Origin of the sequence: Thauera sp. 28, from assembly GCF_000310145.2 — a bacterium.
GTDB classification, from domain to species: Bacteria; Pseudomonadota; Gammaproteobacteria; order Burkholderiales; family Rhodocyclaceae; genus Thauera; species Thauera mechernichensis.
Genome location: NZ_AMXA01000010.1, coordinates 42,439 through 58,093, shown reverse-complemented (window position 1 = coordinate 58,093; position 15,655 = coordinate 42,439). Strand labels below are relative to the sequence as shown.

13 protein-coding genes are annotated in these 15,655 nt (G+C 67.7%); 10 read left to right on the top strand and 3 right to left on the bottom strand.

From position 1 onward, the window contains the following. Positions 1-151 precede the first annotated feature (151 nt). The gene (locus C662_RS09415) at positions 152-1,150 is read left to right on the top strand and encodes an SGNH/GDSL hydrolase family protein (RefSeq protein WP_002927905.1); all 999 of its coding nucleotides are present in this window, start codon (positions 152-154) and stop codon (positions 1,148-1,150) included. 47 nt (positions 1,151-1,197) lie between these two features. On the opposite strand, the gene C662_RS09410 is transcribed toward C662_RS09415, so the two are convergent. Together C662_RS09410 and parS are read right to left on the bottom strand one after the other, a co-directional pair. Next, positions 1,198-1,710: an RES family NAD+ phosphorylase gene (locus tag C662_RS09410; protein ID WP_002927903.1), complete on the bottom strand. Its 513-nt coding sequence runs from the start codon at positions 1,708-1,710 to the stop codon at positions 1,198-1,200. Beyond that, positions 1,710-2,180 carry a type II RES/Xre toxin-antitoxin system antitoxin gene (gene parS / locus C662_RS09405; protein ID WP_002938713.1) on the bottom strand — a complete coding sequence of 157 codons (471 nt, stop codon included), beginning with the start codon at positions 2,178-2,180 and terminating at the stop codon, positions 1,710-1,712. The genes C662_RS09410 and parS overlap by 1 nt, the downstream gene beginning before the upstream one ends. A gap of 163 nt (positions 2,181-2,343) precedes the next feature. Between parS and C662_RS09400 the strand changes: the two genes are divergently transcribed. From C662_RS09400 to C662_RS09380, 5 genes are all read left to right on the top strand, one after another. Next, positions 2,344-3,420, top strand: a complete 1,077-nt coding sequence (locus C662_RS09400) for a hypothetical protein (protein WP_002927899.1) — start codon at positions 2,344-2,346, stop codon at positions 3,418-3,420. Then, entirely contained in the window at positions 3,417-5,108 is a 1,692-nt protein-coding gene (recJ, locus tag C662_RS09395; RefSeq protein ID WP_002927897.1) for a single-stranded-DNA-specific exonuclease RecJ, read from the top strand. The genes C662_RS09400 and recJ overlap by 4 nt, the downstream gene beginning before the upstream one ends. A 243-nt stretch (positions 5,109-5,351) precedes the next feature. After that, a complete protein-coding gene (gene pdhA / locus C662_RS09390; RefSeq protein ID WP_037984381.1) occupies positions 5,352-6,455 on the top strand; it encodes a pyruvate dehydrogenase (acetyl-transferring) E1 component subunit alpha in 1,104 nt (367 codons plus the stop codon). After that, positions 6,448-7,428, top strand: coding sequence for an alpha-ketoacid dehydrogenase subunit beta (locus C662_RS09385; RefSeq protein ID WP_002927887.1), 981 nt, complete (start codon positions 6,448-6,450; stop codon positions 7,426-7,428). Before pdhA ends, C662_RS09385 begins: the two co-directional genes overlap by 8 nt. Further along, complete coding sequence (locus tag C662_RS09380; RefSeq protein ID WP_002927885.1) at positions 7,425-8,528, top strand: dihydrolipoamide acetyltransferase family protein; 1,104 nt, start codon at positions 7,425-7,427, stop codon at positions 8,526-8,528. Before C662_RS09385 ends, C662_RS09380 begins: the two co-directional genes overlap by 4 nt. Here the strand turns inward: C662_RS09380 and C662_RS09375 are convergent. Next, the gene (locus tag C662_RS09375) at positions 8,513-11,179 is read right to left on the bottom strand and encodes a bifunctional diguanylate cyclase/phosphodiesterase (protein ID WP_037984378.1); all 2,667 of its coding nucleotides are present in this window, start codon (positions 11,177-11,179) and stop codon (positions 8,513-8,515) included. The genes C662_RS09380 and C662_RS09375 overlap by 16 nt on opposite strands. 264 nt (positions 11,180-11,443) lie before the next feature. Between C662_RS09375 and prfB the strand changes: the two genes are divergently transcribed. The 4 genes from prfB to trmA all read left to right on the top strand — a co-directional run bounded on the left by prfB (position 11,444) and on the right by trmA (position 15,651). Continuing rightward, a protein-coding gene (gene prfB, locus C662_RS09370; protein WP_157354493.1) for a peptide chain release factor 2 occupies positions 11,444-12,548 on the top strand; the annotation gives its coding sequence in 2 pieces (ribosomal slippage) (positions 11,444-11,524 and positions 11,526-12,548; 1,104 coding nt in all). A gap of 3 nt (positions 12,549-12,551) precedes the next feature. Then, positions 12,552-13,823 (top strand): hypothetical protein, encoded by a 1,272-nt coding sequence (locus tag C662_RS09365; RefSeq protein ID WP_002927876.1) that lies wholly within the window; start codon positions 12,552-12,554, stop codon positions 13,821-13,823. Between the two features lie 15 nt (positions 13,824-13,838). After that, on the top strand, positions 13,839-14,558 hold the full coding sequence (locus C662_RS09360; RefSeq protein WP_002927874.1) for a hypothetical protein: 720 nt from the start codon (positions 13,839-13,841) through the stop codon (positions 14,556-14,558). Positions 14,559-14,562: 4 nt separating this feature from the next. Then, entirely contained in the window at positions 14,563-15,651 is a 1,089-nt protein-coding gene (gene trmA / locus C662_RS09355) for a tRNA (uridine(54)-C5)-methyltransferase TrmA (RefSeq protein WP_002927871.1), read from the top strand. Positions 15,652-15,655: the final 4 nt, after the last annotated feature.

Genomic DNA, 15,655 nt, shown 5'->3' with positions numbered 1-15,655 from the left:
GATACGCCAGGCTTCATGCACTGCCCGACGCGCGCGCCACCTCGAGGGCAGGGAATCCCCTCGCTTGCCCGCGCCCCGGCGCTGGGTTAAAAGTGCCGCAGTCGGGCACGCCACCCGTGTCGGCTGACAAACAACAAAAGGAGACATCAAGATGCGCGCGTTCCTGTTGTCCTGCCTGCTCCTGGCCGGCCTGCCGGCCCAGGCTGCCTATAACGCCATGTTCGTGTTTGGTGACAGTCTCTCCGACGGCGGCAATGCCTATGCCCTGTCGTCCGCCGCCGGGGCGCCGTTCGCCCCTTGGCCGCCATCGCCGCCCTACGCCGAGCGATTCACGGATGGCCCGACAGCGGCCGAACACCTCGCGGCACAACTGGGCATTGCGCTTGCCCCATCGACCAGCGGCGGCAGCAACTTTGCGGTGGGCGGCGCGATGACCGGCCTGGGCAATTTCAACTACCTCACCGGCTCACCCTTCCCCCTGCCGCCCAGCCTTGAGCTGACCGGCGCCCAGGCGCAGGTGCTTCAGTTCATGGGCAGCCCGGCGGCGAGCTTCGACCCGGCCAGCAGCTTGTTCATGCTGTGGGCAGCGCCCAACGACTTCTTCTTCACGCTCGCAACCGGCGGCAACCTGCTTGCCGCCGCCGAGACGGCAGTGACCAATCTGGTAAGTTCGATCGGTCTGCTGGCGAGCATCGGCGCAACCGACTTCCTCATCCCCAACATGCCCAACCTGGCGAGCACCCCTCTGGGCCTGGGGCAGACCGACGAGGCACGCCAAGGCCTGGACCTCATCTCGACCGGCTTCAATAACGCGCTCGCCAGCACTTTGGCGCACATCCGTGCCGGGAGCATTCCGGGCCTCCCCGGCGGGCTCCGCCTGATGGAGTTCGACACCGCAGCCTTCCTAGATGAGGTCATCGGCGATCCCGGCACCTATGGCTTCACCAACATGAGTGACGGGTGCATCTTCAGTGCAGTGTCGAACTGCGACGAGTATCTCTTCTTCGACGGCGTCCACCCGACAAGTGCAGCGCACCGGCTGCTCGGCGAGCGTTTCCATGCCACCGTTCCCGAGCCCGCGGTGCCGGCCCTGCTCGCCATCGGGCTACTGAGCCTGCTCGGCGTACGCCGCTACACAAGGCACGCCTGAGGCAGCCACTCCGGCAGCGGCGCGTGCCCATGCGGTCAGCGCCGCCGTCACCACAAGCGTGCGTCGGGCCGATAAGGCAGGCGCCGTGTGCGCAGCCGGCGCGCATCGGGGTGAGACGGGTTGAGCAGATAGTTCCAGCCCACGGGCACAACAACCGACGGCACACGCAGCAGCAGGGTGTCATTGCGCTCGACCCAGTCATCACCCAGGTGCTGCGATGGCGTACGGCCCACCGACCAATCCACGTTGTCCATGCTCCAGCCCACGGGCGGGACAAGCGTCTCGGCCTCGAGCACTGCTGCCGCCGGAAGCGTCACCTCGACAGCCACCAGCTCCCGCGGCGGGCGCAGCGGCGTGTGCACCCGCTTCTCCAGCTGCGCAAGCGCGAGACTATCGGCGAGATAGATCACCGGTCTGCCGACACTGTTCCAGCGCCCCCCGACCGCAGCCGCACCATTGCCTGCGCAGGCGAGATCCTCGGCCGCACAGAGCAGCGCACCCGTATCGAGATCGATCCAGTCCTGCGCCAGCCGCCACAATGTCGCCGTGCGCGCCGCCATCAGGCGACGGTACCGGCCATGATTCGGCGCAGGGCGTTCATCACCGCCTGGTGCCCCGGGGTGGTGGCGAGCAGTTCGATCGGTATGGCGCCCCCCAGCACGGGGACGGGAGCAGCCAACCACTCGCGTGCAGCGGCCTCGTCGCCAAACACCCGGGTCGCCGCACGCTCGACGTCGATCAACCGCGCGACGCGGTCGGAATCGTCCTGCGACAGAGGCTTGCCCTCGCGCACGCGGCGGTCATAGGTTGCAGGTGCCACACCCAGCAACTGCGCCAAGCTGCGCCCGCTGCGTCCGAAGCGATGTGCGAAGGCCTCGAGCGAGCCGGTCTCGAAGCCTTCGCGCACCATGTGGTCACGCTCGAGCGCGGACGCTGCATGAAGGTAACGATCAATGTCTGCCCCGCTCAGGGTGGCGCGTGCGGCGTAGGCCGCTGAGGGCGCTCGAACCGGGGTAGGCGTGGGCTTCATGCTGGGTTCCTTCAATCATCTGATTGATATCGATAGATCAATTGAAGACCCTTCAGCATCTCGTGTCAAGCCTGATCGCGGCTGCGCCACCGACATGACCACACAGGCAAGCAGTGCCCATCACGCGTGCTAGACTCGCGCGGCTTCCAAAGTGACGTCTCCGATGCATATCCAGCTCTTGATCCCCGGCCTGCTGTGGCCTACCGCAACCCTGCTCGGACCGGCCTCGGGCCTGACGCTCGACGGGCTGGCCGGCCTGCTTGGCCGCGGTTCGCGCTCGGTGCTCGCGTTCGAGCCCTACGACCGCCAGCTGGCGCGGCTGTTCGGACTCGAAGGCGGACCGCTGCCGCTGGCCGCATTGCGCCGCAGTGGCGAGCCCGATGCCCCGCCCCCGGCGGAGGGTGGCCACTGGCTGTGCGCTGACCCGGTCAACCTCTCCTTCGCCCGCGAGCATCTCCTGCTGCAAAGCTTCGACGACAGCCAGCTTGATGCGGAGGAAGCCGCCGAACTGGTCGCTGCGCTCAACGAGGTCTTCACCGACCTCGGCCAGTTCGAGGCCTGCACGCCGACACGCTGGTACCTCAGGCTGGCGCAAGCCTCCAAGGCCACGCTATACCCACTGGACGACGTTGTAGGCCGCCCGGTCAAGCACTTCCTTCCCGAAGGCGAGGACGCCCGCCTGTGGCAGCGCACCATGAATGAAGCGCAGATCGTGTTGCACAATCATCCGCGCAGCCGCGCCCGCGAGGCATCCGGCCTGCGCGCGGTAAATAGTATCTGGCTGTGGGGCGCCGGCGCACTCGAACACGCACCACAGGCACCGGCGGCGCTGGTGCAGGCCACCGACCCGCTCAGCGTCGGCCTGGCACGCAACTGCGGCCTCCCCGTCGCCATGCCCGATGTCTCCGCCGCACTTCGACAGGACACGCTGGTCGTACTCGACGGCTTGCGACTCCCCGCCCAAGCGCTGGATCTCGACGCATGGCGCACTGGTCTCGAAGCACTGGAGCGCGACTGGTTCGCGCCACTCGCCACTGCACTGAAAGGCGGCCGCATCGACAGCCTGCACATCACCGCCCCCGGCGACCGCGCTACGCTGCTCGTCGCCAACCAGCGTAGCGAGCGCTGGAAGTTCTGGCGCAAGCCCTACGCATTCGACGACCTGCTGAAGTCGCTCGCCCCAGCTCCCATGCCGCTGCCTGAGGCAACGCCGCCACCGCCCCCCCACGAAGCCCGATGACTCGCATCCAGCCCCGCCCCGTCCCCCAGCAGGCCTTCGCCCGCCTTGCCGATGCCGGCCTGCACCCCCTGCTCGCCCGCCTTTACGCCGCGCGCGGGATCAGCCGCGCCGACGAACTCGACACCAGTCTGAAGAACCTGCTGCCGCCCGAGGCGCTCACCGGCACGGCAGAGGCAGCGCAGTTGCTGGCCGACGCCATCGAAGCTGGCGCGCGCATGGTCATCGTCGCCGATTACGACTGCGACGGCGCCACCGCTTGCGCCGTTGGCATGCGTGCGCTGCGCGCCTTTGGCGCCGACGTGCATTACCTGGTGCCTGATCGCGTAACCCTGGGCTACGGCCTCACGCCTGCGATGGTCGACATCGCCGCACGCCTCGAGCCAGACGTGCTGATCACCGTCGACAACGGCATCGCCAGCGTCGAGGGCATCGCCGCAGCGCGTGCCCACGGCATGGCCACCGTGATCACCGACCACCACCTGCCCGGCGACGTGCTGCCCGAAGCCGACGTCATCGTGAACCCCAACCAGCCCGGCTGCGATTTCCCGAGCAAGGCACTGGCCGGCGTGGGCGCGATGTTCTACACCATGCTCGCACTGCGCGCCGAGCTGCGCGAGCGCGGCGCCTTCGCCGGTGGCAAGGAGCCCAACCTCGCCGAGTTGCTCGACCTGGTCGCGCTCGGCACCGTCGCCGACGTGGTCAAGCTCGACCGCAACAACCGCATCCTGGTCGCACAGGGTCTGGCACGCATGCGCGCCGGGCGCATGCAGGCGGGCATACGCGCCCTGTTCGCACTCGCCGGGCGCGATCCGGCTCGCGCCAGCACGATGGATCTCGGCTTCATGATCGGTCCGCGCCTTAACGCCGCGGGGCGGCTCTCCGACATGAGCCTTGGCATCGAGTGCCTGATCACCGACGACCCCGGCCGCGCGATGAACATCGCCCAGGAACTCGACAAGCTCAACCGTGAGCGGCGCGGCATCGAGGCCGGCATGCAGGAGGAGGCACTCGCCCGGCTCTCCGGTTTCGAGGCAGGCAACCGCGCCACCGTGGCGCTGTTCGAACCCGACTGGCACCAGGGCGTGATCGGCATCGTCGCCGGCCGCATCAAGGAGCGCCTGCACCGCCCGACCATCGCCTTTGCGCGCGCCAACGACGGTGAGCTCAAGGGGTCCGGGCGGTCGATTCCGGGCCTGCACCTGCGCGACGCGCTCGACCTCGTCACCAAGCGCCACCCGGAACTCATCGTGCGCTTCGGCGGCCACGCCATGGCCGCGGGCCTGACCATCCGCGAATCCGAACTCGCACGTTTCGACGCTGCTTTCGAAGAGGTCGTCAGCGAACTGCTCGAACCCGCGCAGCTCGAGCGTCGCATCGAAACGGACGGCAGCCTCGAATCCGGCTATTTCGCACTCGACGCCGCCCGCATGCTCGACAACGAGATCTGGGGCCAGGGCTTTGCGGCGCCGGTGTTCGACGACGTCTTCCGTGTCGAGCGCCAGCGCCTGCTGAAGGACAAGCACCTCAAGCTCGAGCTGTCGCGCAGCGGTACGCGCTACGAGGCGATCCGCTTCAACCACGCCGACGGTGCTGCCGCCCAGATCCATGCGGCCTTCCGTCTCGGCGTCAACGAGTACAACGGCGTCGCCAGCGTGCAATTGATGCTGGAGCATTTCGAGGCGGCCTGAGCGCGCACCAGCCGGTCATTGGCTGCTGGCGTGACACCGGTCACGGCCCGACATCGTTCGGCCCGCGGGCATGCGGGAACATCCATGCCCGCGGGCGCTCCAACCCGGCAAACGGACCAGGTCGCGGCACCGCAAACCGGTAGCCGCCGACACTCGCCCCCGGATGCGGAAGGCAGCCCAAGGAGACCCCCCCGACGGGCACAGGTGCATGCGGGATCGACCGAGACCGAAGGGGAGCGCGCCATGAGCACTGTTACCCGGTTCCAGATCGACCATCGCCGTTTCCTCGACCCGCAGGGCGAGGCGCTCGGGCCGCTGCCCGACTTCGCGCGCGATCCGGCGCAACTCGTGCCGATGTACCGCGCGATGTACCTTACCCGGACCTTCGACGCCAAGGCCATCGCATTGCAACGGACCGGCAAGCTCGGCACCTTCGCCTCGGCGCTCGGCCAGGAGGCCATCGGCGTCGGGGTGGCCAGTGCGATGCGCAGCGAAGACGTGCTCTTCCCGTCCTACCGCGAACACGCCGCACAGCTCGTGCGCGGCGTGCGCATCGACGAAAGCCTGCGCTACTGGGGCGGCGATGAGCGCGGCAGCGACTTCGCCGCGGCACGCCTGGATTTTCCCAACTGTGTGCCGATCGCCACCCAGGTGTGCCATGCCGCGGGGGCAGCCTACGCCTTCAAGCTGCGCAACGAGGCCCGTGCCGCGGTGAGCTTCCTGGGCGACGGCGCCAGCTCCAAGGGCGATTTCTACGAAGCGCTCAACTTCGCCGCCGTATGGCAAGCGCCACTGGTGGTGGTGCTCAGCAACAACCAGTGGGCGATCTCGGTACCGCGCAGCGCACAGAGCGCCACCGCCACGCTGGCGCAGAAAGCCATCGCTGCCGGTATCGAAGGCGTACAGGTCGATGGCAACGATCTGGTGGCGGTGCACCACTGTGCCCGCGAAGCACTCGCCAAGGCGCGGGCGGGTGGTGGGCCGACCCTGATCGAGGCCGTCACCTACCGCCTCGGCGACCACACCACCGCCGACGACGCCTCGCGCTACCGCGACCCGGCCGTGGTGCAGGAACAATGGTCCTTCGAGCCGCTCACCCGCCTGCGCAACCATCTGCTCAAGCTTGGCGCCTGGGGGCCGGACAAGGAAGAAGCGCTCGCACGCGAATGCGCCGATACCGTGAATGCCGCCGTCGAGGCCTATCTCTCGACCCCACCGCCTGTGACCACAGCAATGTTCGAGCACCTGTTCGCAACACTGCCCGCCGCGCTCGCCGCCCAGCGCGACGAGGCGCTGCGCTTCGCACCTGGCAGCGCGGGCAGAAACACGGGAGGCGATCATGGCTGAGATCAACCTTGTCGAGGCAGTCAACCTCGCCCTCGCCCACGAACTGGCACGCGACGAAGCGGTCGTGCTGCTCGGCGAGGACATCGGTGCCAACGGCGGCGTGTTCCGCGCCACGGTCGGGCTGCAGCAACGCTTCGGCGCCGGCAGAGTGATCGACACCCCGCTCGCCGAGACCGCAATCGTCGGCACCGCGATCGGCATGGCGGCGATGGGCCTCAGACCGGTGGCCGAGATCCAGTTCTCCGGCTTTCTTTACCCGGCGCTCGACCACCTGATCAACCACGCCGCACGCCTGCGCAACCGCACGCGCGGCCGGCTCGCCTGTCCGCTGGTCGTGCGCACGCCCTGCGGCGGCGGCATCCATGCGCCCGAACACCATTCCGAGAGCCCCGAGGCGATGCTGGCCCACACGCCCGGCCTGCGCGTGGTGATGCCCTCGTCACCCGCGCGCGCCTACGGCCTGCTGCTTGCGGCCATCCGCGACCCCGATCCGGTGATGTTCCTTGAACCGACGCGGATGTACCGCCTGTTCCGCCAGGAGGTCGCCGACGACGGCGAGGCGCTGCCGCTCGACGTATGTTTCACCCTGCGCAGCGGCAGCGACCTCACCCTGGTGAGCTGGGGCGCGATGCTGCACGAAACCCAGGCCGCCGCCGATGCGCTCGCCGCCGAGGGCGTATCGACCGAGGTCATCGACGTCGCCACGCTGAAGCCGCTCGACACCGCCACCATCCTCGAGTCGGTGGCACGCACAGGGCGCTGCGTGATCGTGCACGAGGCTGCACGCACAGCAGGCCTGGGTGCAGAGATCGCCGCCTGCCTCGCGGACGAGGGCCTGTACTCGCTGCTGGCGCCGGTACAGCGCGTCACCGGCTACGACACCGTGATGCCGCTGTCGCGGCTCGAGAACCAGTACCTGCCCAGCGTCGAGCGCATCGTCGCAGCGGCGCGCAAGACCCTGGAGGCATCATGAAGATCTTCAAGCTGCCCGACCTCGGCGAAGGCCTGCAGGAAGCCGAGGTCGTCGAATGGCACGTCAGTGTCGGTGACGAAATCGCCGCAGACCAGCCCCTGGTCTCGGTCGAGACCGCCAAGGCCATCGTCGACATCCCCTCGCCTTTCGCCGGGCGCGTGCAGAAGCTCTACTGCGAGGCCGGCAAGGTCGTGCATGTGGGCGCACCGCTCGTCGGCTTCGAGGGCGCAGCCGAGGAAGAGGACGCTGGTACGGTGGTGGGCGAAGTGCAGGTCGGCCGCGAGGTCAGGGCCGAAGCACCCGCCCCCGTCGCCCACGCGGGCGGCGCCATCCGGGCCACACCCGCGGTGCGCGCGCTCGCCCGCCAGCTCAAGGTCGAACTCGAGATGGTCACGCCGTCCGGGCCCGACGGGGTCATCACCACTGCAGACGTGCAGCGCGTGGCGAAGATCCTCGCCGAGGTCGGCCCTGCCGAGCCCCTGCGCGGCGTACGGCGCGCAATGGCGCAGAACATGGCGCTGGCCCAGAGCGAGGTGGCCGCCGCCACCGTCATCGACGATGCCGACATCCACGCCTGGGCTGCGGACGCCGATGTCACCGTACGCCTGCTTCGCGCACTGGTTGCCGGCTGCCGGGCCGAGCCCGCGCTGAACGCATGGTACGAAAGCCACACCATGGCCCGCCGTCTGGTGAGCAGGATCGACGTCGGCATCGCGCTCGACTTGCCCGAGGGCCTGTTCGTGCCGGTGATGCGCGACGTCGCCAACCGTGACCCGGCCGACCTGCGCGCCGGGCTGGACCGCATGCGGGCGGACGTGCAGGCGCGCCGGATCCCGGCAGAGGAGTTGCGCGGCAACACCATCACGCTGTCCAACTTCGGCATGATCGGCGGCAAGTACGCCTCGCCGATCGTACTGCCGCCCACCGTAGCCATTCTGGGCGCCGGACGGGTGCACGAACAGCTGCGCCCGGTCGATGGCAAGCCTGCGGTGCGCCGCGTGCTACCGCTCAGCCTGTCCTTCGACCACCGGGTGGTCACCGGCGGGGAAGCGGCGCGCTTCCTGAGGGCAGTGATCGACGATCTTCAACGTGGGGACTGAGCCGCCGCCTGTGGTGACATCGCGTCCAGGAACGCCTCCAGCTGCACCGCGCCAAGCGGACGGCTGAACAGGAAACCTTGATAGGCCCGGCAACCGATCTGCAGCAGGCAGTCGCGCTGGGCTTCGGTCTCGACACCTTCGGCGACCACCACGAGGCCCAGTGTCTCGCCCAGCACCGTGATCATGGTCGCAATGGCTGCATCGTTCGGATCGACCAGGATGTCACGTACGAAACTGCGGTCGATCTTGACCTGATCCAGCGGCAAGCGCTTGAGGTAGGCCAACGAAGAGTAGCCCGTGCCGAAATCGTCGAGGGAAAAGCGCAGCCCATGCGCTCTCAGCACCTCCATGCGGGCGATGATCTGCTCGATGTCAGTGATCAGCGTGCTTTCGGTCAGTTCGATCTCCAGCCGCTGCGCGCAAGCGCCGCTGCGTTCCAGGGCTCCGAGCACATCGGCCACGAAATCCGGCTGCAGGAACTGACGCGCACTCACATTCACTGCGATCGACAATTCCGCGCGCCCGGGCACCGATGCCCACGCCGCCAGTTGGACACACGCAGTCTCGATGACCCAGCGACCGAGCGGCACGATCAGGCCGTTCTCCTCAGCGATCGGGATGAACTCGGCCGGCGACACCAGACCACGCTCGGGATGCCGCCAACGCACCAGCGCCTCCACCCCGATCACCTTTGCGCTGCCCCTCACCTGGGGCTGATACTCGAGCACGAACTGCCCCTTCTCGAGCGCGCTCCACAGCCCGGCCTCGAGCTCTGCACGGATCTGGGCGTCGGCCTGCATCTGCGGGTTGAAGAAGCGCATCGCATCACGGCCGGCATATTTGGCCTGGTACATGGCGAGGTCGGCCCGCATCAACGGCTCCTCCAACGCCTCGCCAGCCTCACCGCCAAACAGCGTGACGCCGATGCTGGCCGACACACGGCGTTCGCAGTTGCCCACCGCGAAGGTCTTGCGCAACGCCTGCAGAATCTTGCCACCAATGGCCTCTGCGACGCGGGCCGCCGCGTCCTCGCGTTCGTCGAGGTTCTCCAGCATGACCACGAACTCGTCTCCGCCGAGCCGAGCCACCGTATCCTCCTTGCGCACGCATCGACCCAGTACGCTCGCCACCTCCTTCAACAGGGCATCGCCCTGCTGGTGCCCGACCGTGTCGTTGATCGTCTTGAAGTTGTCGAGGTCGATGAACAACAGGGCACCACGGCTGCCGAGCTTCGCACTGGCCGCCTGGGCTGCCTCCAGCCGTTCGAGCAGCAGGCGCCGGTTGGGCAGTCCGGTGAGTGCATCGTAATAGGCAAGCTGCCGCACTTCGGCCTCGGCCGACTTGCGCGCGCTGATGTCCCGCGCGGAACAGAACAGCACGCGCCGACCGTCAACCTCGAGCGCAAACGCGGTGATCTCCACGGGAAACGTGCCGCCATCGCGACGGCGGTAAACGGTCTCGAAGGTCAGCACCTCCGACGACTCCAGCAAGCGCTCGGTGACCTCCCGCAACCCATCTGCCGAGAAACCTGCATCCCACTGCGTCACGTTCATCCCGATCACGTCGGCACGGGGGTGCCCGATCATGCGGCAAAAGGCATCGCTGGCCTCCACCACGGTGCCCGCGGCATCGGTGATGTGAATGCCATCGCTCGCGTTCTGCAACAGAATGCGGCTGCGCTGATTGGCGCGCTCGGTGGCCCTGACCAAGCGCCACAACAAGCCGCCTGCGACCAGCGTCACGGCGCAGAACGTCAGAAAGAACACGATCGCCTTCCAGCGGTCGTAATGCCACTGGGCAAGGTAGTCGTCCTCGCCCCAGCCCACGACCACGAAGGCCGGCATGGAGGCGAGCTTGCGATAGGCATTGATGCGGTTGATGCCGTCTGCGGTCTGCGCACTGTAAAAGGATTGTGCCTGCACGCCCGCCGCGACGATGTCGCGCAGTTCCAGCGAACCGCCACGCGAGCCTACTCCGCCGGCATCGGTCTCAAGGGGTGGAAAACGCGCGATCAGGCTCATGTCCAGGTCGCGCATCAGCGCAATGCCTCGGCTGCCGAGGCTGAGGCCGGACAGCAAGCGCTCGAAGTACGCCACCGGCACCACCGCGGTCACCACCCCCGCAAACTGCCCCGAGGCATCGTTGTAGCGCCGCGAGAAGACATTGCCCCAGGTGCCCGCAACACGGCCATAGACGAGCTTGCTGGCGCGTGTGACGCCATCATCCGCGCTCCGATGCTCGTAAAAATAGCTGCGGTCGGCATAGCTGACCCGGGTATCGGGCGTCACCGCGTGCCCGAGGATCACCCTGCCCTCGGCGTCGGTGACCTTGAACTCGGCAATCGGCGCCAGCCAGTCGTGGAAACGCGCGATACGCTCGCTCAGCAGTGCGTGGTCAAGCCTGCCGTGTTCGAGCAGCGAACGTTCGAGATCACCCTGCACTTCGCGCAGGCTGAGGTCGATCTCGCGGATGGACGAACTTACGCTCTGGTCAAGGAGCAGCGACAGATTCTCCACGGTCACCCGGACTTCTTCCTCCTTGCGCTCCTTCGCCACCTCAAGGGTGTATGCAAGCAAGCCGGCAATGAACAGGTTCAGCGCCAGCACCGTCGCAACCAGTGCGATATGGATCGTTCTCTTGTTCCGCTGCATGGCACCCAGTTGCAAGTAAAGGAGGCGCCCGGCCAGGACAGGGCCGCAGCACATCTGAGCGCATGTTATCGGGCAGGCGCTGCGGGTTCCAGTCCGGCTTGGCGGCGAGCGTCGGAGGAACCCGGTACCTGACCGCCGGTCCCCGCGCTGCGCCAGGTTCATGACACGTCGTTCAGGGGTCATGGCAGTGACAGCGAGGCCTGCAGGCAGGCGCGCGCTCCGGCTATAATGCGCGGTTTCCCAGATTGAGCCGGAGCCGCAGCCATGGAAGCCGAACGCCAGAACGCCATCGCCGAAAAACTCGCCGACCTCGCCGCCCGCGGTCGCGAACTACGGAGGTATCTTTGACTACGATGTGAAAGCATCGAAGCTCGAAGAAGTTAACCGCGCGCTGGAAGACCCTGCCGTCTGGAACAACGCCGAGCGCGCGCAGGAGCTCGGCAAGGAAAAGCGCCAGCTCGAAGACGTGGTACTGACGCTGCAGAAGATCGACGCGCAGTCGCGCGACCTCAAGGATCTCTTCGAACTCGCCGAGGCCGAGGACGACGACGACACCTTCGAGGCGGTCGAGACCGACCTCGGCGAGCTGCAAGGCGAGATCGAGAAGCTCGAATTCCGTCGCATGTTCAGCAACCCGATGGACCCCAACAACTGCTTCATCGAAATCCAGGCCGGCGCCGGTGGCACCGAGGCCCAGGACTGGGCGGGCATGCTCGAACGCATGTACCTGCGCTACGGCGAGAAGAAGGGCTTCAGCGTCGAGCTGATGGAAGAGACCGAGGGCGAAGTCGCCGGCATCAAGAACTGCACGATCAAGCTCTCGGGCGAATACGCCTACGGCTATCTGCGCACCGAGACCGGCATCCACCGCCTGGTGCGCAAATCGCCGTTCGACTCCAACGCCCGTCGCCACACCAGCTTCACCTCGGTGTTCGTGTTTCCGGAAGTCGACGACTCGATCGAGATCGAGATCAACCCCGCCGATCTGCGCATCGACACCTACCGCGCCTCGGGCGCCGGCGGCCAGCACATCAACAAGACCGACTCCGCAGTGCGTATCACCCACGAGCCGACCGGCATCGTCGTGCAGTGCCAGAACGACCGCTCTCAGCACAAGAACAAGGCCGAGGCCATGTCGATGCTCAAAGCGCGCCTGTACGAGGCCGAACTGCGCAAGCGCCAGTCCGAGCAGCAGAAGCTGGAGGACTCCAAGAGCGACATCGGCTGGGGCCACCAGATCCGCAGCTACGTTCTCGACCAGTCGCGCATCAAGGATCTGCGTACCAACTACGAGGTCGGCAACACCCAGGCCGTGCTCGACGGTGACCTGGACGACTTCATCGCCGCCAGCCTCAAGCAGGGCGTCTAAGGTTTGACCGAAGCGCCCCTCACCGACTTTCTCGCTGCAGGCGTGGACGCCGACGAAGTGCCCGAACTGGCGGCACTGGCGTCGGCACGCCCGTTGCTGGAGGCCTTCATCACGCTCTTCCGCGGCACCGAGGCCGAGGTGCTCATGCGCCTGCTCGTGCTGCGCGAGATCGGCCGCGAGGCCGACAGTCCGCGCTGGTCGCCCGAGGCGCTGCGTGCGCGCTTCACCTATCTAGACCCGGTCAAGCTCGAGACGGTGTTGAAGCGCCTGCGCGACAATGCACTGCTGGCCATCGGCGAGGACGGCCACTACGCCCTCTCCGACATCGGTCGCAATGCGGTGGCAGCGATCGCCATGTTGCTGCGCTTCGGCGAGGAGGAAGACGCCGAACTCGGCTTCCTCACCGCCCAGCTCGCCGGCCTGCAGGCGGTGGGCAGCATCACCCCCGAGGCGCTCGGCCACCTGCTGTCCAAGCTCAACGACCTCTCCTGGCACTTCGAGGAGGCTATCGCCTCCGGCTCGGAGTTCCGCATCCTGGACGCCCGCCGCCGCCTGTCTGCCAACGGGCGCTGGCTCGACCGCGGCACCGACATCCTCAACAAACTGCTCGCCGACCCCGAGGTCGACTTCGACATCGCCCGCATCGCGCAGCGCATCGGCCTGGCGCAGTCGCGCCTGGCGCGGGTGGACGCCTCCTTCCAGCGCGCACTCAACAAGATCGAAGCCCAGCGCGTCACCCTGGGTGGCTCGGGCATCTCGTCCTCCGATGTCGCCGCCTGGCTACGCAGCCTGGATGCCCACCGCATTGCCGGGCTCGCAGCCGACGCCTGCGCGACCGTGCCCGAACTCGCCCTGCTGGCGGGTGGCCACGAGCTGCTCGACCGCGCCGAGGCCATGCTCGAAGGCGAGTCCGCCGCGACCAATACGCAAGCGGCACTGCCGCCGCCCGATGCCGAGCCCGCAGGCGTCACGCTGCAAGCCGAAGACCTGCGCCTGCTCGAGCACTTCACCCACCGCCTCGGCACCCTGCCAGTGCCGCAGCCGCTGCACCAGGTCATCGCTGGCGGCGGCTTCGCGCCGGCGAGCTATCGCCTGTCGCTGCTTGCCCTGCTGGCCGACGGCGCCGAGGCCGGCCCGGAAGACGGCCCGGTCGGCAGCCTCATGCGCCTGCCGATCGAGGTCGCATTCAGCGACACCCTGACTGCAGTCGGTGAAGACGAAATCGCGGCGATGACGCTCGGCGAGGTGCGTCCGCGCGCCACCACCCCAGCCTGAGCCCCCAGGATTTCCATGGAACACGAACTCAAGACCCTCACCACGCGGCTGCTCGCGCAGCGCTGGCTTCCGCGCAACGACAAGCTGGTGCGGCGCGCCCTGGTCGATGAGACCTTCCGCCATGAACTCGACCGCCGCCTCGCCGATGTCGGCCTGCGCCTGCTCGACAACCCCTATGCCGCCCACGTCGGTGTTGCCCTGCAACCCGAACTCGCCGAACCGGTGTTCGGCGCCGGCCGCGAGTACGCCGCCAGCAACATGGGCCTCACGCGCGACGAGATCGCCCTGCTCGTCATCATCTGGTCGCTGATCGTGCTGCCCAAGCGCGAGCGCCAGGTCACCCGCCGCGAGCGGGTGGACGACGGCCAGACCGACATGTTCGGCGGCGACAAACCGGTCGCGCATGGAGACGCCGTCTCGGGCACGCTCACAGAGGCCTCGCTGATCGCCGACTTCGGCCCCCGCCTCGGCGGACGCACCAAGGTGCGCAACTTCATGCTCGGCAAACTCGCCCGCCTCGGCTTCATCGAACGCCGCAACGGCCTCATCAGCGAAGGTCCGCTGCTCGACCTCGCGCTCGACTACCGCGTGATGGCCGATCGCATCATCCACGGCACGCTCGGCGAGGTACTCGCCGCCGCCGGCCATCCCATGCCCGAGGCCAACGCCTTCGCCCATGCCGATCGCCTCGCCGACGCCCTGCCCGACGACGAGGTTGCCGAGGAGGCGCGCTGAACCCATGCCCCTGCCCGTCATCGACCCCGCGCACTACGAAGCGCAGCTCGCCGCCAAGCTCGCGCGCTACAGCGCCGACTTCGCCGAGTTTGCACTGCCCGAACCCACCGTCTTCCGCTCAGCGCCGCTGCACTATCGCCTGCGTGCCGAATTCCGCCTGTGGCACCACGACGGCCGCATCGACTATGCGATGTTCGACAGCGCCGATCCTAGGCAGCCCATCCTGATCGACAGCTTTCCTGCTGCCGCCGAACCCATCGCCGGCCTCATGCCGCGCCTGCGCGACGCCATCCAGGCCAGCGAGGCCTTGCGCCGCAAGATCTTCCAGGTCGAGTTCCTCGCCACCCTGAGCGGTGAATGCCTGGTGAGCCTTGTCTATCACCGTCCGCTCGACGAGGCCTGGGAGGCCGCTGCGCGCGCGCTCGCCGCCGCGCTGGGCATTCAGGTGATCGGCCGCAGCCGCAAGCAGAAGATCGTGCTCGAGCGCGACTGGGTTCAGGAAGCGCTCGTTGTCGACGGCCAGCGCCTGCGCTACCAGCAGTTCGAGGGCAGCTTCACCCAGCCGAACGCTGGGGTTAACCAGCACATGCTGTCATGGGCGCGTGCGCAGGCCAGGGGCCTGGGTGGCGACCTGCTCGAACTGTACTGCGGCAACGGCAACTTCACCGTGGCGCTGGCGCCGCTGTTCGACCGCGTGCTCGCCACCGAGATGAGCAAGACTTCGGTGCGCGCCGCCCACACCAACCTCGCCGACAATGACATCGGCAACGTCACCATGGTGCGCATGGCGAGCGAGGAGATCAGCGACGCGCTGGCCGGTGGCCGCGAATACCGCCGCATGCAGGGCGTCGATCTCGCCGGCTACCGCTTCTCCACCCTTTTCGTCGACCCGCCGCGTGCCGGCCTCGATGACGGCACGATCGCGCTGGCGAAGCGTTTCGACAGCATCCTCTACATCTCCTGCAACCCCGAGACGCTGCGCGCCAACGTGGCTGCGCTCGCCGCCACCCACCGCATCGCGGCGGCGGCGGCATTCGACCAGTTCCCCTACACCCACCACCTCGAGTGCGGGCTGCTGCTGCAGCGGCGCTGAACCT